The sequence below is a fragment of the Paenibacillus sp. XP01 genome (assembly GCF_057364885.1).
In genome coordinates, this window is record NZ_CP139481.1 from 5,731,925 (window position 1) to 5,755,092 (window position 23,168).

The 23,168-nt window shown below is 54.3% G+C and carries 13 protein-coding genes; 2 read left to right on the top strand and 11 right to left on the bottom strand.

Annotation, left to right across the window (positions count from 1 at the left end):
• Positions 1-30: 30 nt before the first annotated feature.
• Complete coding sequence (gene dnaI, locus SNR34_RS25780) at positions 31-984, bottom strand: primosomal protein DnaI (RefSeq protein WP_236414618.1); 954 nt, start codon at positions 982-984, stop codon at positions 31-33.
• 443 nt (positions 985-1,427) lie between these two features.
• Between dnaI and SNR34_RS25785 the strand changes: the two genes are divergently transcribed.
• Together SNR34_RS25785 and SNR34_RS25790 are read left to right on the top strand one after the other, a co-directional pair.
• Positions 1,428-2,033, top strand: a complete 606-nt coding sequence (locus SNR34_RS25785; protein ID WP_236414620.1) for a TetR/AcrR family transcriptional regulator — start codon at positions 1,428-1,430, stop codon at positions 2,031-2,033.
• 86 nt (positions 2,034-2,119) lie between these two features.
• Positions 2,120-2,575 carry a DoxX family protein gene (locus SNR34_RS25790; RefSeq protein ID WP_236414622.1) on the top strand — a complete coding sequence of 152 codons (456 nt, stop codon included), beginning with the start codon at positions 2,120-2,122 and terminating at the stop codon, positions 2,573-2,575.
• Positions 2,576-2,705: 130 nt separating this feature from the next.
• On the opposite strand, the gene SNR34_RS25795 is transcribed toward SNR34_RS25790, so the two are convergent.
• The 10 genes from SNR34_RS25795 to SNR34_RS25840 form a co-directional block, all read right to left on the bottom strand.
• A complete protein-coding gene (locus tag SNR34_RS25795; protein WP_486180504.1) occupies positions 2,706-5,522 on the bottom strand; it encodes an alpha-mannosidase in 2,817 nt (938 codons plus the stop codon).
• Positions 5,519-8,746 (bottom strand): beta-galactosidase, encoded by a 3,228-nt coding sequence (locus SNR34_RS25800; RefSeq protein ID WP_486180505.1) that lies wholly within the window; start codon positions 8,744-8,746, stop codon positions 5,519-5,521. The genes SNR34_RS25795 and SNR34_RS25800 overlap by 4 nt, the downstream gene beginning before the upstream one ends.
• Positions 8,743-10,062 (bottom strand): glycoside hydrolase family 125 protein, encoded by a 1,320-nt coding sequence (locus SNR34_RS25805; protein WP_236414627.1) that lies wholly within the window; start codon positions 10,060-10,062, stop codon positions 8,743-8,745. The genes SNR34_RS25800 and SNR34_RS25805 overlap by 4 nt, the downstream gene beginning before the upstream one ends.
• Before the next feature lie 246 nt (positions 10,063-10,308).
• Entirely contained in the window at positions 10,309-13,617 is a 3,309-nt protein-coding gene (locus tag SNR34_RS25810; protein WP_486180506.1) for an alpha-mannosidase, read from the bottom strand.
• A gap of 4 nt (positions 13,618-13,621) precedes the next feature.
• Complete coding sequence (locus SNR34_RS25815; protein ID WP_486180507.1) at positions 13,622-15,958, bottom strand: glycoside hydrolase family 3 N-terminal domain-containing protein; 2,337 nt, start codon at positions 15,956-15,958, stop codon at positions 13,622-13,624.
• A gap of 60 nt (positions 15,959-16,018) precedes the next feature.
• A complete protein-coding gene (locus SNR34_RS25820) occupies positions 16,019-16,933 on the bottom strand; it encodes a carbohydrate ABC transporter permease (protein WP_486180508.1) in 915 nt (304 codons plus the stop codon).
• A 24-nt stretch (positions 16,934-16,957) separates the two neighbouring features.
• A complete protein-coding gene (locus SNR34_RS25825) occupies positions 16,958-17,887 on the bottom strand; it encodes an ABC transporter permease (protein WP_486180509.1) in 930 nt (309 codons plus the stop codon).
• 79 nt (positions 17,888-17,966) lie between these two features.
• Positions 17,967-19,448: an ABC transporter substrate-binding protein gene (locus SNR34_RS25830; RefSeq protein WP_486180510.1), complete on the bottom strand. Its 1,482-nt coding sequence runs from the start codon at positions 19,446-19,448 to the stop codon at positions 17,967-17,969.
• Positions 19,449-19,728: 280 nt separating this feature from the next.
• Entirely contained in the window at positions 19,729-21,258 is a 1,530-nt protein-coding gene (locus tag SNR34_RS25835; protein WP_486180511.1) for a response regulator, read from the bottom strand.
• A gap of 1 nt (position 21,259) precedes the next feature.
• Positions 21,260-23,089, bottom strand: coding sequence for a sensor histidine kinase (locus tag SNR34_RS25840; protein WP_438286867.1), 1,830 nt, complete (start codon positions 23,087-23,089; stop codon positions 21,260-21,262).
• Positions 23,090-23,168: the final 79 nt, after the last annotated feature.

Below are 23,168 nucleotides of genomic sequence, written 5' to 3' on the forward strand. Positions count from 1 at the left end.
GCACATCGGCACCGATTCCCACCTTAAAGGTTAGTCTTGCTTGCCTCGTTGGTTTTCACCGCGAACGGCCACGACATCCACAAACGGGCGAATACGGTCCATCAATCGCTGCCCCTTGTTCGTATCCTCGCCTTCCCTGCTCGTGAAACTCAGATGCTTTTCCAACCCATCCAAGTTGTAATTGGACGTATAAAAGGTAGGCTTGCGGTTCATGCGGTAGTTCAAGATGGATCCCATTACGTGATCCCGTACCCAAGGATTCAGGTTTTCCGCGCCGATATCGTCAAAGATGAGCACATCACAATTTTTGAGGATTTCCGTCGTTTCCTTCAACTTCTGGCCCTCGGTGATCATGGATTTGAGGTCTTCCACGAAATCCGGCATATAAATGATGACCCCGGTATAACCCGCAATGGCCAGTTCATGCAGCAAGTAACACATCAAGAACGTTTTCCCCGTTCCGAAGGAACCCTCCAGGTATAAACCTCGCGTTGAAAGCCCGTTAACCTTTGCCTCATTGACATAACGCAGTACCTGGTTGACCGCAGGCGCACGCATCCGATCCCTGCCCATGATTTCCACGTCGTTGTATCCTGCATTCAACGCACGCTCGTCCACATAGAAACTGCGGATCCGTTTGCGGATACTCTGTTCGTTTTGCCAGGCCAGATGTTTGGCGCAAGGCGCCTTTTTATCTATGATTTCGGGTTTGCCGTTAAAATTCTCTACTTCCAGCTTGCAAAAGTGCCCCTGAAAATCGTTCGGACAGTTGTCCAATCCCGGGCAATTCGCGCAGTTTTTCGAATCCCTCGCAAATTGGTACAGTTTGCTCAGGTCGGTGATCAGGTGCGCGTCCTGCAATTCGGGATGCTTTGCGCGGAATTCCCGCACGTACGGGTCCTGAATCAACTGCTCCGCGATCCGCCGGGACTGCTCGCGAAAGGAAGGGTTCAGCTGCTGAAGCAGTCCTCCCAAGGATTCCATGGCTTCAAGCCCCCTTGTATATGCATTGTTGGAATTCACGATAAATGTTGCCTGCCCTTGAGACCATCCGCATTGAAACCTCGACGAGCGCATGGATCGGCACATCGGAAGGCAGCATTCGATTGAATGAAATCCTAACCTTCATTCTATAATAAGTTCGGGGAACAACTCAACCGCTTCGTTCGTCAATTTTTTGCCAGTTATTCATTCGATTCGACGTGTGGAATAGCGAAAATGCCTTCTCATGTAGAGTTTCTCGGTTGTTGATCTGGTCAAACCATCCGAAAGAAAAAGTGTTTACTCTATTTACAAACCAACGGTCTGTTTGTAAAATAAACATATTCATTAAATTATAAAAAGCTTTGCAACTATAAAACAAACCGCTTGTCGGTTTATTATATACTTTTGAACGACCCGCACAGAAACCTTAGGAGGAGAAACTCTTGAAAAATGAAGACCGCAGAAAACAGACCATCGCCCAGCTTCTGGGATCCACAAAGGAATTGCTGCAGGATAAGGGATGCCATGCCATCACTTTAAAAGAAATTATGCAAAAATCGGGACTTTCCAAAGGCGCCATCTTCCACTATGTGAAAAGCAAGGACGAAATCTTCGTCTGGATTCTGAACGAACATTTGGAAAAGATACACGCTTCCTTCCTCGCCACCGTCCATCACGCCAAAGTAAAAACATTCCAAGAACCGATGGATATCATCCGTTTGAATCTAACAGGACTCGAAGAAAAGGAAAATATCACCAACAAAATTTTATTGTATTTATTCGGGAAAGAAGAGGATGCCCCTCTGGTTTCTGAAGCACTACAGCAATTTCACGAGAAATCGGTCAGTTATTCAAGGCAATGGATCGAGCTTGGGCAAGAGCATGGTGTCATCTCTAAATCGGTTCATGCGGAACAGATGGCAGAATTGTTCGTGCTGCTCTCCTTGGGAATGCGAATAAAAAGCTCGTATGGTTCGAAAGACACATCAAGCTTGGGCTCTAACGAAGTATCCCAATTTATAGCCCGCATGCTGACGCAGCAGGATTAATCGGAAAGCGATCGTTTTTTTCGGCTGATATTATTCAAACCATGCGCGTCATTATTGAAGATAAACAACGATAAGGAGGAAATTACATGGCACCCTTATTGACCCTCTGTACCACTTTTTTGCTGCTTCGCGGACTTGGTTGGATCGGAGTACCTATGCTGGATCATTGGCATCCTGCCCTCCAAGGGGGCGTTGCCTGCATGTTTCTGCTGACCGCTTCTGCGCACTGGGGGAAACGAAGACCCGACTTGGTACTTATGGTGCCTCCGGGTTTGCCATATAAGGAAGGCATCGTGACTTGGACGGGAGTCCTTGAGATTGCGGGCGCCATCGGCATTCTTATTCCCGGCACCGCCTGGCTGGCTTCCAGCGGTTTGCTCTTAATGCTCCTGTTGATGTTCCCGGCAAATGCATATGCGGCTCGAAAAAAAATGTCCATACACGGAAAGCCCGTATGGCCGTTCTGGCCCCGTTTAATGCTCCAATTGATCTTCATCGCGGCTGTTATATTAGCTTCCCCCCTGTTCCTGGAAGGCGCTTAACAGCGCAGTACGCTCTTTAGAAGCATTCTTGCAGGTGAAGAGGAAGAGGCGAGCCGCCAGGATCCGGCGGTCCGCCATGATGTTTAATGCGCATGGTTTCGGGAAACCATAACCATGCTTCCTTCGTTTTTTATCGCCGGATCCCGATCGTTATGATTTCGCAAGGCCCCGCTGACACCAGCCAGCTTTCTCTTAACATGGACGTGCCTTCCTTCTTCTCCGGTGCGTGCGCTCCGATTGGAGCCACTGACTCGCCCGGGATCTCCAATATGTTGCTTTTGTACAGTTCTGCTCGGGGTTGGGCATCCGCCTTAGGGAGCGTCACCTTCAATGCCGTGCCTTCACCCGTCATGTTGTACCATCGCAGCATCAGGTCACCCGTCTCTTCGTTCACTTTCAATGAAGAAAAAGCCACCCCTTCTCCATGCCAATCAAACGGAGCGTGGCAAGATGCAAGCGTGCCCGGATGAACCCCGGTTTGTGCCGCCGTCCACGGAATCTGGAATTGGTATGCTGTTCTGTACGCACCGTTTGTCGCTCCATTCCCCTCATGAGGGATCAAGCATAAATGAAATTCATGCTCTCCTTGGCACTGCGCCTCCGGTGTCGGAAAGTATCCCCAGTCGCCGAGCTCGCCTACGGCACGCAGCAACGTCACGGCAATCGTATTGCGTTCATCCCGCAGCACTTCATACTCGTTCAACCCAAGGTTCGCAACGGTAAGTCCGGCCTGTTCTCCACCAACATCGACAAAACATTGCTGATGCTGGGTATTGCTCGGGTTTTGCCATTCGGAAGCCGGTATGTTGTCACGCGTTGCGATTTCGAAAATCGAATCGACACGGTGCACGTCAGCCTCAAGATCGGTCGGGAAAAGCACGCGAACCCGATGATCGCGAGCATGATTGTCCAACTTGACCGTCATTTCAACGCCTTCGCCATTCCGTTCAAGCGATACGCGGGTACGGATCGTAAGAACTGTGGTCTTGTTGGAGCGATTGGCTTTCCGATTAGGGTAATAGACCAATTCTCGCTGTTCCTCATCCAATTTGGCATCGGCAGATTCCGGTATGCTCCATTGATGAACGATCTCATAAGCGGCCCGATAAGGGGTGTCTTCCACGACATGAATATCTGCACGCAGATCCCGAGTCGTCAGCGGAGCTTCTCCATCCGGCTGGCGGAACATGTACTCGTTGCCGATATCCCCGGTATTTTCGAAAATGCCCTGATCGTTATAGACTTGGCCAGTGCGTTTATCCTGAATCGAAAATGAACCGTTGTCCGCAATGCGTACGATGAATTTGTCGTTTTCCATCCCACGGTCATGGCGCAGCAAGCTGGATTCGCCGTTCAGGCTTCGGTCTGCCGTCGCCCTGCCACGCTCATCTCGTTCTGCTCGGTCGGCTTTCACCAAAGCATACGTTTTCCATCCCAAGGCGGGAACCTGCCCGGCTTCGAACGTCAATTTGACGCGCCGGCTGCTGTACGGCTGGCGGAACCGGTCATCGGGCAGGTCATACCCGAATTGCAGCCCCATATCCTCCAGCGTGCAGTCTACTTGGCCTCCCTGATCATCTACCAATAGATATCGGGACAGATCAATGGATTTCATGCGGGACGCATTTTCTTCCAGACCAAGCCCATCCCTGAAATAAAGCCGGGCTGCGTCCATTTCCATCTGCACCACACCGCTGCGCACCCACCCCGACGTGTTGAACACGACCAGTGGACGAGCATCGTTTCCGTATTCGCCGAACCGGCGGGTGTCTACGGCTTCCGCAATAGCCCTTGAGCTGTCTTCAATCAGCGCTTCCGCCGCATGGCGGCTCTTGTCAAAACGCGTGACCATCTCGCGATGCACTTCGTCCACGCTGCAGCCGCAAATGCTGTCGTGCGGATGGTTCTGCATCAGCATTTTCCAGGCATAGTCCAACTGATCATGCGGGTAAGCATGGCCCAACGTGTAAGCAATGGATGCCAGCGGCTCGGCTACCTTTTCCAACAATGCCTGCCCCTTTTGGTTCATTTGCTTCAAATACACGCGTGCGGAAGCGGTGTTTACGAGCGTTCCCCAGCCGTCGGTGCGCTGGCTGCGCAGCTCGCCTTTGACGACGGACAGCTCGCGGGTCGAGGATGCCTTCAGCGCATCCAAATAATCCTCCAGGCTGGAATGCACGAATTCAACGTCAGGGTGCAGCTTGCGGGCTACACGCAGTGCTTCGGGCAAATCCAGCTGGATCGGTTGATGGTCACAGCCGTTCATGTATAACAGCTCGTCGGTGGACGCATACTTCACCGCATCGGCAAGCTTGGTATGCCAATACGAGCGGGCCGATGCTTCGTCTGCCGGAATCTCGTTGCCGTTGGAATACCAGTTGGCAAACAGGATGCCGAGCACCTGCGAGCCGTCCGGACCCTCCCACGTCAACTCCGAATAGCTGGACTCATACCCTTCGTCGGACACGGTATTGTTGAAGCCCGTCGGTTTGACGCCTCGCCCGAAAAAAACGTTGTCGATGCCGGATTGCTGCATCAGCTGCGGCGTCTGGCCGACCAGTCCGAACGTGTCGGGGAAATACCCGATTTTGGCCGGCATCCCGTAACGTCTCGCATCACGATGCCCGGTCTGCATATTGCGCACATGGGCTTCGCCGCTCGTCAAAAAGGCATCCTGCAAAATATACCATGGTCCGATGATGATCCGGCCGCTGCGGATATGGTGCTCCAGCCGCTCTCTCTGTCCTGGGCGTACCTGCAAATAATCCTCGATGATGATCGTCTGCCCGTCCAAATAAAAGCTGCGGAACTCCGGCTCTTCGTCCAGCCGATCCAACAGGGAATCCATCAGGCGCACGAGACGCATGTGATGTTTTTCGTAAGGCAAATACCATTCGCGGTCCCAGTGCGTGTGGGAAATGATGTGGGCTCTTTTGGATGTAGTCATGTGGTCTGTCTCACCTCGGCATCAAGTTGTGTAATTTCGACTTCTTCAGGACGGTAAACCGCCTGTAACTGACCGGATGCATCCGCGGCAAACAGGACGCTGCGATTGCTCTCCAGCACGAAGGAATACGTGGCTCCCGTGCGGGCATCCCGCACGCAAACTTCGGCATCCCGGCCATACTCGGAAACAAACACATACAGGCTTCCTTCCGCAAATGTCAGCTTACGGCCATACACCCCGGCAAGTTCGCCTCCGGTCAGCCATTCCATATCGGAAACGATCCCCGCCGAATGCATGGCATACCGATACATGGCCCCGAGCGCTTCTTCCCGTTCGTTCAGCTCCAGCGGCAGCGGGCACCAGATCAGCTTTCCTTGACCCAACGTCACCTTTGTAATGGAGTCTAGCTTTGCTTTGCTTCCATCCGTTTGATTATGACCGTTCCCGTTCACGAGGACCTCTTTGCACACTTCGGCAATACGGCGGCGACCATAGGCAAGCGCATAAGAGGTTCCGTCGATATCCAACATTTCTTCGCGCTGCACGTTACGCTGCTCACGTTCGCCGACGAGGAGGTCTGCACGATCCGTCTTCTTCCAGTAGGCATCCAAGCCGAGCGGCCCGGTAAACAGCAGCGTGGCCCCTGCCTTCTCCGTGAACGATAGCAATCGTTCCAAAGCACCGCTGTCCATATTGTGCGGACTCGGCACGATGATCAGCTTCGGCGGTTGTTCTTCCAAATGCGCCAGATGGTACTCGGACATGGCCCTGAACGGTTGTTTCAGTTGATAGGCCAACACTCTCGTAAGCTTGGTCGTGGCATCATAGGCAAGCGCGCGATTGGAAAAATCGTTGGAATAAGGGAATACCACCGCGATATCCTCCAGCTCACGTTCCCGGAAAAGATCGCGAATGCCGCCCATGAAACGGCCGAAATCATAGGATACGTCCGCCTCCGGCTTCTCTGTGCCATCCGCCCTGAGCGCACCGATATGGGATTCGTTGGCATTGTCCATGTAAAAATTCGTGTTCCAGATCCATTGCACGGCCCCCGCGCCGCCTGTGGAAAAAGCATACGCGTATTTCCGTTCCAGGATGCTGCGCAGTTCCTCCTCCGTGCGTTTGGCCCGGCCGTCCGGCGTTTCGACGTACATTATGCCCGTTTCCTGGATCAGGTTCGGTTTATGCGGCGTTTTCGCAAAAATGCCATCCCATACGAGATCGTCGTTGAGCCACCACGAATGCACGGTCGTGTAGTCCACTTCGCTTTCATAGAAAAACGGAGAGGGCCGCTGTGCGCCCAGCGCTTCATCTTGCCCCACCGTCACGAGGTGATCGGGCACCAGATCCTTGATCGTTTGCACGAGTTCCCGCGCCCAACGGTTGTGCATCTCCATCGAGAACAGGCAATAATCCAGCCAGCGGGTTCCCTTTTTGGCCTGATGCATGTCCTGCACGTCGAAATTGATCTCTTCGGCTTCGGGGATGCGAGCGGCTTCAAAGTTCGGCAGCTGCGCCGGAGACATGTTCCACGCTTCGTGCAACACCTCGATCGTGTCATGACGTTCACGCAGCCATTGCACAAACGCCTGCTGTTCGTACCGATCCCTAGATGAGCGTGGCCCGCTGGAGAAAATGCGCGCCGGATCGAACATCGAAGGTTCGTTGATCAGGTCCCAATCTACATGCGTCGCATGGGTATAACGACTGACGATGCTGCGAATGAAGCGTTTCTGGGCTTCAACGCTTTGCGGGTCCAGATACGGATTCGTCCCTTCCCATGTCTCTGGCGTAAATGAAAAGAAGGTAAACGTTACGCGCAACCGGTGGCGCTTCGCCGTGAGCAGGAAGGCGTCGATCGATCGCAGCACCTCTTCCGACATGTGGCCGTCCACCTGCATCATGTTGCGGTAAGCGGTCCAAATGCCGGTGCGAATCCAGTTGATGCCCGCTTTGGCCATCTGGGCCATGTCCCGGTCCCATACCTCGGCGTTGGGCAGGAACAGGAACTTTCGGGCCACGTCGGATGCCATGTACGTCATGCCCACTACGGGAAGCGGGCGACCGCCCTGCAGGAAGTAATCCCGGCCGCGAGTCAGCAGCTCCCCTGCTGCGAGCAATTCAGCATCCTGTCCCCAGAAGCCTTGGCGAAGCATGCGTGTTTCGCCATCCGGTCCCGAAGCCTGGCACACGATCCGATAAAGCCCGTTTTGAATCTCAAACGGGAGAGGAATTCGCGCAAAACGCTGTTCCCGCGTCAATGCCAGCTCCAACTGGTGATGCCATACTTGTTCAGCCTGACCATTTTCAGGGTCTGCCCGCTCTACTGCAAGTTTAAATGTCCATGTTTCCGCCGTATCCATGCCAACGCTGCCGCGGGCTCTATGCTGCAAAATTTGTCCTTGCAGCGTCAGGATCGCCCGTTCTCCGGGTTCATACGAAGCATAGTTCGGCTTCAGCGAAAGCTCGGTCACACCTTTGGCGCAAAACTTCGCCCACCTTACGATCTCTTCCACTCCGTCCTGCTGCCAGAATAAATCGGTTAAGGGTGCATGAACGAATAGCCAGTGCGAGCCGGCAAACGTACCGCGGGAATTTTCCCACAAGACGACAGGGGCTGACACGCTGCGGCCATCCGTGCTGATTCCTTTGAGCAGGGGATAAATCTGGGTGCTCATCGGACCGGCGGAACCCATCTGGTGGGGCAAATCGCTTGATTTTGTCGTATGCGGAACCAGATTCCACGTCGGCGCAACAGGAAACAATCCTTGTCGTCCCTCCAGCAATGGTATGCTCGTGGACGGCTGCAAGCTAGCCACATTGTCCCCCGATACGCGCAGCGTTTCATGGATATAAAGCTCCTGATGATATGCCGTCTGTTCCGACTCCGCCACCCATGCATCATGCTCGCGCCGAACCGGCCGCTTGAATGGTGCGCCGCCGACGCTGACCAGGCTTCCTCCTTGATGAAGGAAATCGCAGATCGCCTTCCAGGCTGACTTCGGAAAATAAGGCGCATGCAGATTCACCAAACAACCTTGCCCATTCATCGATTCCAAGGCAGCTGCTAATTCATCCGCACGGACGACCAAAATGCCCTCCGTTTCCGGCCAATTCTTTTGCTCTTCCGGCGCAGGCAGAGCGATCTCGGCCGGAAAGCCGGGATCGCACAACATGACGATCGGCGAGGCGGATTTACGTTTTTGCGCATCGTTCAGGCTCATAACAACCCATCCTTCATCGCTTTATAGACCAGCTGGGAGAACAAGCTGTTGGACCAGGCAAACCATTTCCGCGTAAACACCGTTGGATCATCGGCATGGAAGCCTTCATGCATATATCCCGTATCCGCATCCGTCGCTTCCAGCAATCGAATCATCTCCAGCTTCTCTTCGGCCGAGGTGGCCGTCAGTCCTTGCATGGACAATCCCATATGCCAAATATAATCCGGCGGCGTATGCGGGCTGCCGAGGCCCTTCGCCACTTTGCCTTCATAATAGAACGGATTTTCTTTACTGAGGGCAAAGCGCCGCGTATTCTGGTATACCGGATCATCCGCAGTTACGTAGCCGAGGTACGGAATGGACAGCAGGCCAGGCGTGCCGGCGTCGTCCATCAGGCAATAATTGCCGAACCCGTCGGTTTCGTAGGCATAGATCGGGCCGAATTCGGGATGGCGGTAAATGCCGTACAGCTCGATGCCATGGCGCACTTCCTGCTCCAGCTGTTTCAGCTCTTTCAGCAAAGCCATGTCACGGAACACCCACTCGGCGAATTCCTGCATCTGGCGCAGCGCTACGACGGCGAACATGTTGCCTGGAATGTTGTAGTGGAAATCGCAAGCGTCATCGCTGGAACGGAAACCGGACCAGATCATGCCCGTGTAATTGACCGGCATGCCTTGCCCGTTGTTGCGGATAGAGTCCGTCGGAATGCCATTATCCCTCGTGAAGCGATATGGAGACTGCTCCATATGCCGCTGCTCCGTTTTGAACAGGTCCACGATTACACGCACGGCTGCTTTGAAGCTGGCATCGAAAATGTCGGTCAGCTCCGTTTCTTTCCAATACAAATAGGCGAGCCGAATCACGAAGCATAACGAGTCGATCTCGAACTTGCGCTCCCACACCCAGGGGGACATTTCCGTTTCATCCGTCGTGTTCCAATGCCAGTCATTGGCCGATTCGTTGAACGCGTTGGCATACGGGTCGATCTGCACGTACCGGATGTGGCGTTTGATCAGACCGCCGATGATTCGCTGCAGCTCCGGATCTTCCTTTGCAAACGGCACGTAATGGACCACCTGTTCCACCGAATCGCGCAGCCAGCAGGCAGGAATATCACCCGTGATGACAAAGGTCGTGCCATCGTTCATCAGTTTAGTCGTCGTTTCCAGCGTATTCGGGAAGCAGTTTTTGAACAGCTGGAGCAGCTTCGGTCTGTGAGCCAGCTTGTCGTCCGCCTCGGCGAGTACCGCTTGAACCGATTGCGGCAAGGCAACCGGAGGCATCGGTATTTTGGGTAATCTGAATTGTTCCATGGTCGCTTCTCCTTTAATCTTTTTCCGTTATTTAAGCCGGACTAATGAATCGCACCAGGACACTTCGAGTGCAGTACCATCTTCCGATCACCGTTATCCCCGAATTTTTTGAACCCCCTTGTCAAGGGGAAAATCCGGTGATAAGACTACGCTTCCGATGGAGCTTTCTTTCAGAAAGCTTTTAGGACCGCTCCGCTTCTCCAGATTGGTTCTGCCTCTCCGTTGATGTGCTTATCTCAGTTCCTCTTATATATCGCGCAAAAGTACGGTTTTGATTTCGTACGGTGCGAAATGCAGTTCAATCTGCCGGTCGTTGGCTTCAAGCGGCTCTCCAACCTCTTCCAACGCATTGGAGAGATAAGCCTGCCCGAAGGCATGAGGCCATCTCAGGACGATCCGCTCGCGCGAGCCCGCCGATTCATAAAACCGGAGCACCGTGCCGTTGCCATCCTCAGCCGTTTTGACTGTATCCAGAATGACGTGTTTGCTGTCCAGCCGAATCCAAGCATCCCTGTCAGATGATGGACTTAACGCTGTATTTACCGCGCCATCCTTGTCTTCTCCTTCGATCCGCATTACGGCTGCTTCACTGTTTAGTTCGGATGCCCGGCGCACCGTATGCGCGCTTCGCCAATCCCCTTCATGTGGATACAACGCATACGTAAAGTAATGCTCGCCCAGGTCTGCCGTTCGGTCGGGCCATCTTGGCGCGCGCAGCAATGAAAGCCGGATGGTGCTTCCCTGCACGTCGTATCCGTATTTGCAATCATTCAGCAAACTGACGCCGTACCCGTACTCGGACACGTCCACAAAACGGTGCCCGCATACCTCATACTGGGCTTGTTCCCAGCTCGTATTGCGATGCGTCGGCCGCTCCAGCGCGCCGAACGGGATTTCGTACGTCGCCTTGGACGTCACCACGTCGATGGGAAAGCCCACTTTGAGCAGCTTGTGCTCTTCCTTCCAGTTCACCTTTGTTTTGAAATCGATGCGGCGGTCATGATGGTAGAACACGATGTCCTGCGTAATGAACGAATCATGCAGCCGCCAGCGGAAACGCAGCACGTCCTTCGTCCGGCCAGCGAGTACCCACTTTTGCTCCAGCAGCTCGGCTTCGCCAGCAACTTGATGTTCATAACGGCTGTCGATATCCCAAGCATCCCAGAGCAACGGACGGTCATGGAAAAAATAAAACCGATTGCCTCCCTCCCCGGGCTTGAGGACGTTGCGCTTCGCCGTTTTGTCCCATAAGCGGATGATTTCGCCATTGGCATTGAAGCGTACCTGATAGAACGGGGTTTCCCAGGTATCCACGAATTCGCTGCATCCTGGGCTCGGGTCAATCACTTGCTGTGAATTGTCTTCTCTCGGTTCAGCATGTGTTTCCATCGACGCGGCCAACTCCGCCATAGGTTGTTGCCGGGAATCACTTTCCGCCAACGCATCTTGATTCATGCCGTTAACCGTTCCAGCATCCCGCTGGCCATCTGTGCCGTAATGGGCTTGCACATCGCAGGCCGTTAGCCAGATGACGCGATATCCGAAGGCCGGAATATCCTCGACGCGTACAGAAATGCCATCTTCTCCAACATCCATAGGCAATTCCTGTCCGGCACCGTCTGTGACGACATAGACTTTTGTTTTTGCCTGTACATCTATATCGTGGCTGTCCGTTCCCGGCAGCTTCACCACCGGGCTGCGTTTCCAGCCGAAGCCGTTGAACACCGCGTATGGCACGCCGTCCCCCGGCCTGTTCACATCCATGCCTGCGGCCAGGCAATGCAGTCCTTGTGCAAGCCCCTGTTCTCCCAGCTCCATAACGCGCACATACTCCTGCTCGGAAGTCACGTAAGACTCGGTAATAGCCGAACCTGGGATGATGTCGTGGAATTGGTTAAGCAGGATCAACTTCCAGCCATCATGCAAACTCGAACGGAGCGAGGTATCGCTTTGCTCATCCAGTTCCGGCCGAGCCAATACATGCCACAGCTCCGCTTCCCGGTACAGATTCTCAGCCCGGCGATTATGGCGTTTGTTGCGAGCATGCGTCGTGTACGTGCCCCTGTGCAGCTCCAGATACAGGTCGCCATGCCACGCCGGAAGCTCCGGCCCCCGCTGTTCGATCCCTGCGAAAAAGGCTGCTGCCGTGCTGTAACGCTGGCTCGGCTGGCCGACCATCAGCTCGGTGCGCTGCACGTACTCCAGCATTTCCCGGGTTACGCCGCCCCCGCCGTCTCCATGCCCGTACAGCAGCATCTGCTCGGGATGTTCGGCTTTTTGGCGGTACGACTGCCAATGGTCGTGAATGTCCTTGGGCAGCGTGTGCTCATTGACGCCATGATTGAGGTAGGACAAAATAGCCGTGCCGTCAATCCCTACCCAATGGAACAGATCATGCGGAAACACATTGGTATCGTTCCAGCCCAGCTTGGTCGTCATGAAGTAATCCACGCCGCCATGCTTCAGGATTTGAGGCAATGAAGCGCAATACCCGAACGTATCCGGCAGCCATTCGATCCGCGACGTCTTGCCGAATTCCTCCTGATAGAAACGCTGGCCGTACAGCATTTGGCGCATCAGCGATTCGCCGCTCGGAATGTTCAGGTCAGGCTCCACCCACATGCCGCCAACGAGCTCCCAGCGCCCTTCGGCAATCCGGACCTTGACCCGTTCGTACAATTCGGGATCGTTCTCCTTCAGGAAGGCATACAGCAAAGGCTGGCTTTGCGTATACATATAATCGGGATATTCGTTCATCAGAGCATCGACGGTGGAAAAGGTGCGGCTGGTCTTGCGCACCGTTTCCCGCACGGGCCATAACCAGGCAATGTCGATATGGGATTGGCCGATCATATGCTCCAGCCCCTCCGCATTGCCGCCGATGCCGCGCACGTTCGTACGCAATTGCTGCTCAATCGCTCGGATGCCTTCACCCTGCTCAATCTCCTGTTTCGTCATGCCCACGAAAGCATCCATGCCCTGGTGCAATGCTTCCAGCAAACGCACCCGGCGCAGCTCAGCTTCCGGCATTAGCGCCGCCGAATCACGCACGATGGTGACCGTGTACATCAGACTGCGCACCGCCTCGTTCGGTCGGACCAGCAAACTTGTCACGGACGTAATCGGCGGTTGGATCACCGCTTGATGGTTGAGCGGATCGACGGGCTCCGGCACAGGATCGAACAGTTCGATTTCCAGCTCGGGACGATCCCCGATCCGGGAGGCATCCAGCGTCACGTAAGTATGATTGCGATCCAATCCTTGATAAGAGCCCCCATTAACCCTTAACAGCCCTTCTCCTCCAGACTCGAATACAAGCCCGAAGGGAGCATCCCTCCATGATTCCGGAATTTCCAGTCGTGTCCGAAAAAAATACGTCGTGCCCTGCACGCTGGGGAAAACATCCAAGCCTTCGCCCTCGGTATACGCCGTCTCTTCCTCGTATTGTCCCGGCAAAACATAATTGGCGCGGCGGATCTCCCAGCTGCGCAATTCCCGCTGTTCCAGCCATTGATGCCGGGACAGCTCGGCGATCCATCGTTTGATACGTTCCATTTTCCTATCCCTCCCTTACGTGCAGTTCCGCATATTGCGTATCGTTCACGTTTCTGCCGATATGGACGCGAAACAGCCCTGGCTCGACAACAGGCTGCAGATGCCGCCCGATGTATTGCAGCTGCTCCGCCCCGACGCAAAAGCTAACCGTCTTCGTTTCGCCGGGCTCCAGCATGACCTTTGCGAATCCCTTCAGCTCCTTCGCCGGACGGGTCATCTCGCTGGTGACGTCGGTGACGTACATCTGCACCACCTCGGCACCGCTTCGCGGCCCCACGTTGGTTACCTCTATCGATACCGTAACCGTTTCGTGCAACGTAATGGATGCGGCATCGAGCTTTGGCACGCCATACTCGAAGGTGGTATAGCTAAGCCCGTATCCGAACGGATACCGCGGCTCCAGGTCTTCCTCCAGATACCGTTTGCCGCGCGAACGTTTGCCGTTGTAATAGACCGGCAGCTGGCCGACATGCTTCGGAATGGAGATCGTCAGCCTGCCGGACGGATTCACGTCGCCGAACAGCACGTCGGCGACGGCATGGCCGCCTTCCTGACCGGGATACCAGGCCTCCACGATGGCATCGGCGTGTTCATCCACCCATGGCTCCGCGATGGGACGGCCGTTGATATACACCACGATCAGGTTTTTGCCCAGCTTGCCGATCTCCTGCATTAACTGCAGCTGCACGCCGGCCAGTCCCAGCGTCATCCGGTCGATGCCTTCCCCGCAGTCCATGTCGTTCCACGAATGGCCTGATACGACAGAAGCTCCCGTTCGAAGGTCGATCGTGCCCTCGCCGAAATCGCGCGAGCTGGAGCCGCCCATCACCATGATGACCGTATCTGCGGCTTCCGCCGTGGCAATCGCATGCTCGAAGCCTTCCGCAGCATCCCCTTTGATGCGGCAGCCTGGCGCATACAGGACCCCATCGTCCTGTTTCGCCCGCTCATCTTTCAGCGCCTCGTGCGAGGCGGCCACTTTGGCGCGAATGCCGTCCAGTACGGTGACGACTCGCGATCTTGGCTGGGGCGATGTATAGTCCCCAAGCTGGTTGTAAGGCTGATCGGCGTTCGGCCCGATCACTGCGATGCGTCCTGCCGAAGCCGTGGACAACGGCAGCATCTTATGCTCGTTTTTGAGCAAAACGATGCCCTCTGCTGCCAGCTGGCGAGCCAGCCGCACATGTTCTTCGCTGCCGATCACGTCAGCGGCCCGGTCCGCATCCACATAAGGATGTTCGAACAGGCCCAGCCTGAATTTCAGCGTCAGCACCCGGCTTACGGCCTGGTCCAGCTCATGAGGCTCGAGCTTGCCTTCCTGGACGGCCTGCACCAGATATTGCCCGAACATCGTGCCGGACATCTCCATGTCGATCCCGGCCCGCAAAGCCTGCACCGCTGCATCCATGCCGTCCGCCGCCACGTCATGACCGCTGGCAAGCATGTCGATGGCGCCGCAGTCCGTAATGACCAGACCGTCGAAGCCCCATTGCTCGCGAAGAACGCCATCCAACAGTTCCCGGTTTACCGTGCAAGGCGTACCATCAATTTCGTTGTAAGCCGGCATCACCGATTGCGCGCCAGCCTGCACCGCTTTCCGGAACGGGTACAAATCAACCTCCAGCAGCTCGCGCCACCCCATATGCACCGGTCCGGCATTGCACCCGCCTTCCGAGCTGCCATAACCCACGAAATGCTTAAGCGTGGCTGCGAGTGCATCTTCCGCGTCGAGCCGTTCGCCTTGCAGCCCCTCCACGGAAGCGACCGCCATTTCCCCGATCAGGAACGGATCTTCGCCAAAACATTCCTCCGTGCGTCCCCAGCGCGGGTCGCGAACCACGTCCAGCACCGGGGAATACGTTACGGCTCCCCCCTGTGCCCGGGTCTCCCTCGCAACGGCACGGCACATCTTCCGGTAAAGATCGACGTTCCATGTGCTGCCGAGCAGCAGCGGGACCGGAAATACGGTACCGCCAATCGCCATGTGGCCGTGCGAGCATTCTTCCCCGATGAGCAGCGGAATGCCGAGCCGGGAATGCTCCACGGCGTATTTCTGGATCAGGTTGATCGCTTCGGCTCCTTCCCGTGCGGACAATCCGGTGTCTAACGTCACTCCTGTCCACGGGTCGGCGCGCAGGGTGCCGTACAGCGAGCCGACGCCTCCGCTTGCGATCTGATCCTTGAATGCTTCGGTCAGCGTGATCCGCCCTGCCTCATGGCTGTACACTTGCCAGCCGAAAGGCTGGACAAGCTGGCCTACCTTTTCTTCCGTCGTCATCAGGCTCAGCAGGTGGTTCACCCGCTCTTCAACCGGTTTGCTGGGATCCTTGTAGATCATCATTGTGTGAACCGCTCCTTCCATCGATTATCCCGATTAGCTCTTATGCTTTCTCTCTCGACCCTATTCTTTGACGGCTCCGACCGTAAGTCCCTGCACGAAATAACGCTGGAAGAACGGATACGCGAAAATGATCGGCAGCGTCGCCAGCACAACCATGGCCATCCGCGACGTGTCTTGCGGAATCGACTGCATTGCCGCCAGGCTCATCGAGCTGTTGGCCGAATTTTGCTGGATGAACTGAATGCTGGATTCGATTCGCATCAGCATCGACTGCAGCGGCACCAGGTTGGGGTTATCGATATACAGCAGCGCGTTGAACCAGTCGTTCCAGTAACCGAGCGTGCTGAACAGCCCGATCGTGGCCAGTCCCGGCAGGGACAACGGAAGCACGATTTTCAGGAACACGTAAAATTCGCCCGCACCGTCGATTTTCCCGGATTCGATCAACGCGTCGGGAACGCTGGTGGAATAAAACGTACGCAAAATCATGATATAAAAGGCATTCATCGCCAGCGGCAAAATCAGCGCCCATATCGTATCCTTCAATCCGAGCAATTGGGACACGACCATGTACGTCGGGATCATGCCTCCGTTGAACAGCATGGTCAAAATGGCGAGCACGGAAAAAAATCGGCGGTATCGGAAGCTTTTGCGGGAAACGGCGTAGGCGTACAGCGACATCAGAATCAAGCTGATGATCGTGCCCAGCACCGTCACCAGAATGGTGACGCCATACGCGCGCAGCAATGTGTCCCCGCTCTGCCAGATAAATCGGTATGCAGCAAAGCTCCATTCGGACGGAATGATCCGGTACCCTTCGCTCGCCAGCACCTTCTCGTCGGTAAGCGAGATGATGACCACGAACACGAACGGAAACACGCAGATCAAAGCGAACAAGCCGGCCACAATATTCAAAATGACGTTCCAGCCGCGGGATACGTGGTGGAAGTCGCGTTTTTTAACGAGTTGTGCCAAGGTGAATCTCCCCTTTCCTTTGCGTCAGAACAGGCTGCTGTCCTTGTCGATTCTGCGGACGACGTAGTTGGAAATGATGACAAGCACGAAACCGACGACGGATTGATACAAGCCTGCCGCAGTGCTCATGCCGATCTCTCCGCTGACCTTCAGACCACGGTACACGTATGTGTCGATCACGTTGGTCACGGCGTATAACGTTCCCGAGTCGCGCGGCACCTGGTAGAACAGCCCGAAGTCCGCATAAAAAATACGTCCGACCGCAAGCAGGGTCATGATAATAATGATGGGAGACAGCATCGGGATCGTAATGTTCCGAATCTGCTGCCATTTGCTCGCGCCGTCGATCATCGCGGCTTCATAGAGCGAACGGTCGATACCCAGAATCGAGGCCAGGTAGACGATGCTGTTGTAACCCACCGTTTTCCATAAAGCGACGAGAATCAGGATGTATGGCCAATATTTCGTTTCCGAATACCACTGAACCGGTTCGGCTCCAAACCAGCCCAAAATCTGGTTCAGCATGCCGCGGTCCATGCTCAGAAAGCTGAACACGAAATAACCGACGATGACCCAGGACAGGAAGTATGGCAGGAACATGGCCGTTTGGTACGTTTTCGCCAGCCGTTTGTTCACAAGCTCGGATAACAGAACGGCAAGCCCGACCGCAAATACGAGGCCCAGAAAAATGATGGCAACGTTGTACAGCAGCGTGTTGCGCGTGATCAGCCAGGCATCGTTGGTGCTGAACAAAAATTTGAAATTGTCCCAGCCTACCCATTTGCTCTTGATCAGGCTTGCCCAAAAGCCTTCGCGGCTGAATCGGTACTCCTTGAACGCGGCGATGGTGCCTACGAGCGGCAAATACGAGAAAAATAGAAACCAGATGGCGCCTGGCAGCACCATGAACAGCAAAACCCGGTTTTTGAACAGGTTTTTCAAAAATGCAGTCATCAAAATCCTCCCCCTTCAGGCATGAATGGAAAAGGACCGGACGCAAGCATGCAGCCGCCCGATCCTTTCTCCGTTAATCCTATTGATTCGCCGCTCTCCACGCGTCCAGCTGCGTTTGCGCTTCGGCCATCACCTTCTCCAGCCCAGCCTGATTGAACTTCTCGATCACTTGGTCCAGGTTGGTTTCCGGGTCGAGCGTGCCGGTCATCAGTGCCGCCCAGTATTGTTCCTTCACGTTTTGCACGGCCGTCAGTTCGGCGGACACGTTGCTTGCATCGAAGTTGAAGCTCAGAATCGGAGAGTTGACCCCTTCTTCGTTGAATTTTTTGAATTGATCCCACTTGTCGTCCGGATCGTTGCTGTTCAGGTTGAGCAGCATGTTGTTGCCGAGCGAGTAGGAAGGCATGTCGTAATTTTTGGACTCAGGCAGATTTTCCATATGCAGGTCATCCACCATTTTGTAATGGACGCCTTCGATGCCGGAATCCACCATGTTGCGCAGAACAGGGTCCGTATTCAGCAGGTTGAGGAATTCCATCGCTTTCTCCGGATATTCGGAATTCGCGGAGATGGCCATGATCGAACCTTGAACGGATGTGTTCGTAATGATCGCGTCACTTGCCGGCGTCGAAACAACCGGGTAACCGTAGCTTGCGGACCACAGGTTGTCGGCAAGCGGCTGCGTCTGCGCCCGATCCAGGAACCATTTGCCCGACGTTGTCAGGTCATTGGTTGAACCGGTGGTTGCCGCTTCCGGCGATACGTAACCAGCCTTGTAGTATTTGCGCATCGTCGTGAGCGCTTCCTTCATTTCCGGCGTCTCCAGAATATTCACGATTTTGTAATCCGTCGTATCCAATTTGACGGCCATCGGCAGGTTTTGAATGACGTAGTCATACGGAACATATGGCACGTAGTTTTTGTCCATGGCAAACGGTGTGATGCTCGGTTCCTTTTCCTTGATGACTTTCAGCAGCGGCTCCAAACTCTCCAGGCTGCGAACGCCGGAAATGTCCAGGTTATATTTGTCCAGCAGCGTTTGGTTGAATCTCCATACTTCCTGCTGCGGAAGCTCTTTGTTCGCCGGAATGCCGTAGTTGTGCCCGTCCACCTTCGACCCTTCCAGGAAAGCAGGGTTGATCGTTGCCGTCAGGTCCTTGCCGTACTCGGTAAGCAGATCGTCCAGCTCCAAGAAGGCGCCTTTTCTGGCGTTTTGCACGTAATCGAATCCGCCCGAAGCGGTAAACAGAATGTCCATCGGTTCACCCGAGGCGACGTTAACCTGCATTTTTTGCGGGTAATCGCCCCAGTCCACCATTTTCATCTTTACCGTGGCATTGATTTTTTCTTTGGTATATTTGCTGACTTCCTCCATGACCTTGTCGACGTCTTTTTGCGGCGTGCCGATGGTGTACCAGATCAGCTCTACCGGCTTGTCATCCGCATTGTCCGAATCTCCCGGTTCTGCGGCGTTGTTGCTCACCCCGCACGCTGTCAGAACAAGCGTAAAGGCCATGAATAATGCAAGGATGTGAGAAAAACGTCTTCTTTGTTTACTCATTTCTAATCCTCCCTTTTTGAGTCGTTGTAAGATGCCCGCAATTGGTGCTGCGTTGTTCGACCTGCTTTAACCTTAACGAATGAAAGCACTTTCAAATAGAAGATAAACTTAATATTTCGAGGTACAAATTAAATGGATGTATCCGATTGCCCCTAATCCGGCATGCCTTTTAGCCCAAAATCCTTACAGCAAAAAGACATGCAGCGTCACATGAAGCTTCCTTTCCGGAAGACCTTTGTTCATCTGCATGCCTGTGCCGACGTCACCTGCCCATCTGTAGCTACCCCATCACTTTGAAATCGGTTGGCGATATGCCCACGTATTTGCGGAACTGTTTATAAAAATATCCTGTCTCCCAATACCCTACGTTTCTGGCGATTTCATGCACTTTCCGGTTGGAGCTTCTCAGCTGCTCCTTGGCGCGTTCGATCCGGTATTTGTTGATGTATTCGGCAAACGTTTCGCCCGTCTCTTTCTGAAACAGCTGTCCCAAATATACCGGATGAAGATGATATTTGGCACCCAGAAGCTTCAACGACAGCTCCTCTGCATAATGTTCGTCGATATGCTGCAGCACTTGCGCAACGATCGGGTTTTTCATGTCCTGCTGCAGGCAGCGGATCGCCTCCGTTCCGACCTGCTGCAAGGCACTTACCAAGTCGTCGAACGTCTCACTCTCCGTAATGCGGCGGAGGGCCTGTTCGAAGAGGGGCAGTTCTTCCGCATGCCGGATGCTCTCCAGTTCCATTTTGAAACGAATGACCAGCTCCAAAGCGGTGCTGCGCAGAACGGCAGGCGTCGCCCTCTCCCTGTAATGTTCGAAATCGGCGCGTATCGTATCTGCCAGCTGCATCGTATTCCGGGCCAGCATCAGTTTGGCGTATTCCTTCCAATCGAGCGAAAAAGAAGAGCGTCCGCCTTCGGCGGACACGTGTGCGGCTGCCAATTGCGCGTGGTCAATCACCCGCAGTTCGGGATAGATCATGACATATTGGAGCGCCCTTTTCGCCTCCTGATAGCTGGTAGATGCCTGATCCAACCCGGCAACAAGACTTCCCGCTCCGATCAACAGCGAGGGATGTGTGCGAATCAGGCGTTCCGACAGCTCCGTCATACGATTCACAAAAGCCTGCTGCGCAGCCTGCGTCTCGTTCAGGTTTGCAATGACAACGACATCCCCATCCTGATCGCGAAACGTGTGAAGATGTTCTTCATTCGCCAGCTGCTCGACCGTTCGAGCGAACAAGCCGGATTCTTCTCCCTTCGCACGAAGAATGGCCACGGCAAAATGCGATGCCGGCAAAGAGAGATTCATCGTTCGGGTCCGTTCCTCGAACTCCCGTATGGCGATCTGCCCGTTCAGCCAGCGATGAAAAATGTTGTCCTTCAAAATTTGCATGCCGTACGCATCGTAAGGCGTATCCGCCGCCGAAACGTGATGAAGCTTGGAGACGGCATTCCGCAGCGTCGATTCGAGTTCTTCCACATTGATCGGCTTGAGCAAGTAATTTTCGATGCCAAGCTTCATGCCTTCTTTTAAATATTCGAATTCGTTGAATCCGCTAAGGATGATGACCTTTAACTCCGGCTGCACCCGTCTTGCCTCCCGGATCAGCTCAAGCCCGCCCATGACCGGCATCGAAATGTCCGTGACCAGAATATCCACCCGCTGCTCCGCAAGCACGTCCAGCGCGGCCTTTCCATGACTTGCATGCCCCACGATTTGAAGACCGAATGCGGGCCAATCCACCAGATCGTATAACCCCTCAATGATAAACGGCTCGTCATCCACAATGCACACGTTGTACATATCATGCACCTTTCCCTTCTGTATAAGGATATCGCACCTGAATGAATGTCCCTTCCCCAACGATGCTCTGCACCCGAATCCCGAATCTCGGACCGTACAGGAATCGCAGTCGGCTGTGCACGCTGCGCAGTCCGAACATCTGGCCCGACTCCTCCGGCCGCTCCAATTCCTCCGCAATTTCCGTCAACCGCTCGGGCGTGATGCCTTTGCCATTGTCCCTAATGTCCACCTGAATGACGTCATTGTCCCGTTTGACCACGATCGACAGCTTGTTGTCCGAGCATTCGGTCCGCATGCCGTGCACCACATAATTTTCGACGATGGGCTGCAGGGAAAGCTTGACCGCAGGAAGTGCGTACAGTTCGGGGTCCAATTGGATCGTATAGATGAAATTGTCTTTGTACCGGATGCGAAACAGCTCCAGATACAATCGGCAGGCTTCCATCTCGTCCCTGAGCGTATAGTTTTTTTTCTGCTGCACCAGGCTTTTGAACAGTACGGACAGGCTGTAAATCATTTCGCCGACGTCTCTCGCCCCCTGCGACACGGCTCTCATACGGATGACCTCCAGCGTGTTATACAGGAAATGCGGATTGATTCGCGCCTGCAATGCCACCAGCTCCGTTTCCTTCTGCCTGATCTCGGCTTTATAAACGCGTTCAATATACAAGTTCAGCTCATCCAGCATGTCGTTGAAGCTGTGCGAGATTTGACCCAGTTCGTCGTCGCGCGGATCGTCGATTCTCGCCTTCAGGTTGCCGTATTTCACCATTTGCGTGAACCTGATGATTTTGCGCGCACGCTTCGCGAAGTTGATGATGAAAAAAGCCGGAACCAGCACCGCGAACAAGATACAGACCGTGCTGATCATCAGGATGGTGTTGCGAATGCCTTGGTAAGCCTCGGCCATCTCCGCCGCGGGAATGCTGCCAACGACGACATATCCCTGGTCGGCGGAAACGAACTTGTTGATATACCTGTTGCGTTCTTTCTTCATCGAGTCCAGATCGGTCTGCTCGAAGAGGGATTCAACGACATTCAGGTAGGGGTAGGATTTTCCGTAAAATTCGCTCTTCGAGTCAAACAATACGTTGCCCTTGGCCGACAACACGACGATTTCGCCCTTAAGGTTGTCTTCGTAGCTTGCCAGTGAGCTGGCAATGTCCGCCGAGTCGAGAAACACGAGAAATTGTCCCATATTTCTTAACGTTTGCGGGTCGTTCAGCGGTACGCGGATCGAATACAGCGCAGGATCAAGCTCGTTTACCGCTTTGCGGATCCACGGATTCGGCGCTCCGATGCTGGGCGACTCCATTGCCATCACGTCGGGAATGTACGAATGTGCCGAATTGGCGTCCAACTTGCGGAACGGCCTGCCGTTGCCAAAGGTGGACATGTCCTGACGCTCCGCGCTGTAAAGGATCACCTGCTTCATATCCGGATTGCGGTCCATCGTGTTCTGAAAATGCTTCAGCACGTCAGCCGAATAATCATCCTGGTTCGCGTAATACCCGTTCGTCAGATGCTGCACGTAATCGGCATAATCATGGTTCATCAAGTAAACGACATTGGACAGCAGCGCTTCATTCTGATGGATGTCCCTGACCATGTTTTGCACCGATTCGGCCTTGAGGCGAAGATAACGGTCCACGCTTTCCATCGCCGCTTTCTGGATATCCAATTCCCGGCGGATGATGGAATCCGATACGGAAAGGTAGATGATGTAGGACAGCGTGATCACCGTGACAATGGAGATGACCGAAAAAATCAGCAGCATTTTCATGAACATGTTGTTGTGGAAGAATTTTTTGTAAACGCTAACAATTTTCAAGTCGCAGACTTCCTCTCCTTGCCGTTTTGCTGTCTCGATTATAGCATTAGCACTTTGACATGAACGTGCCGCACCAACA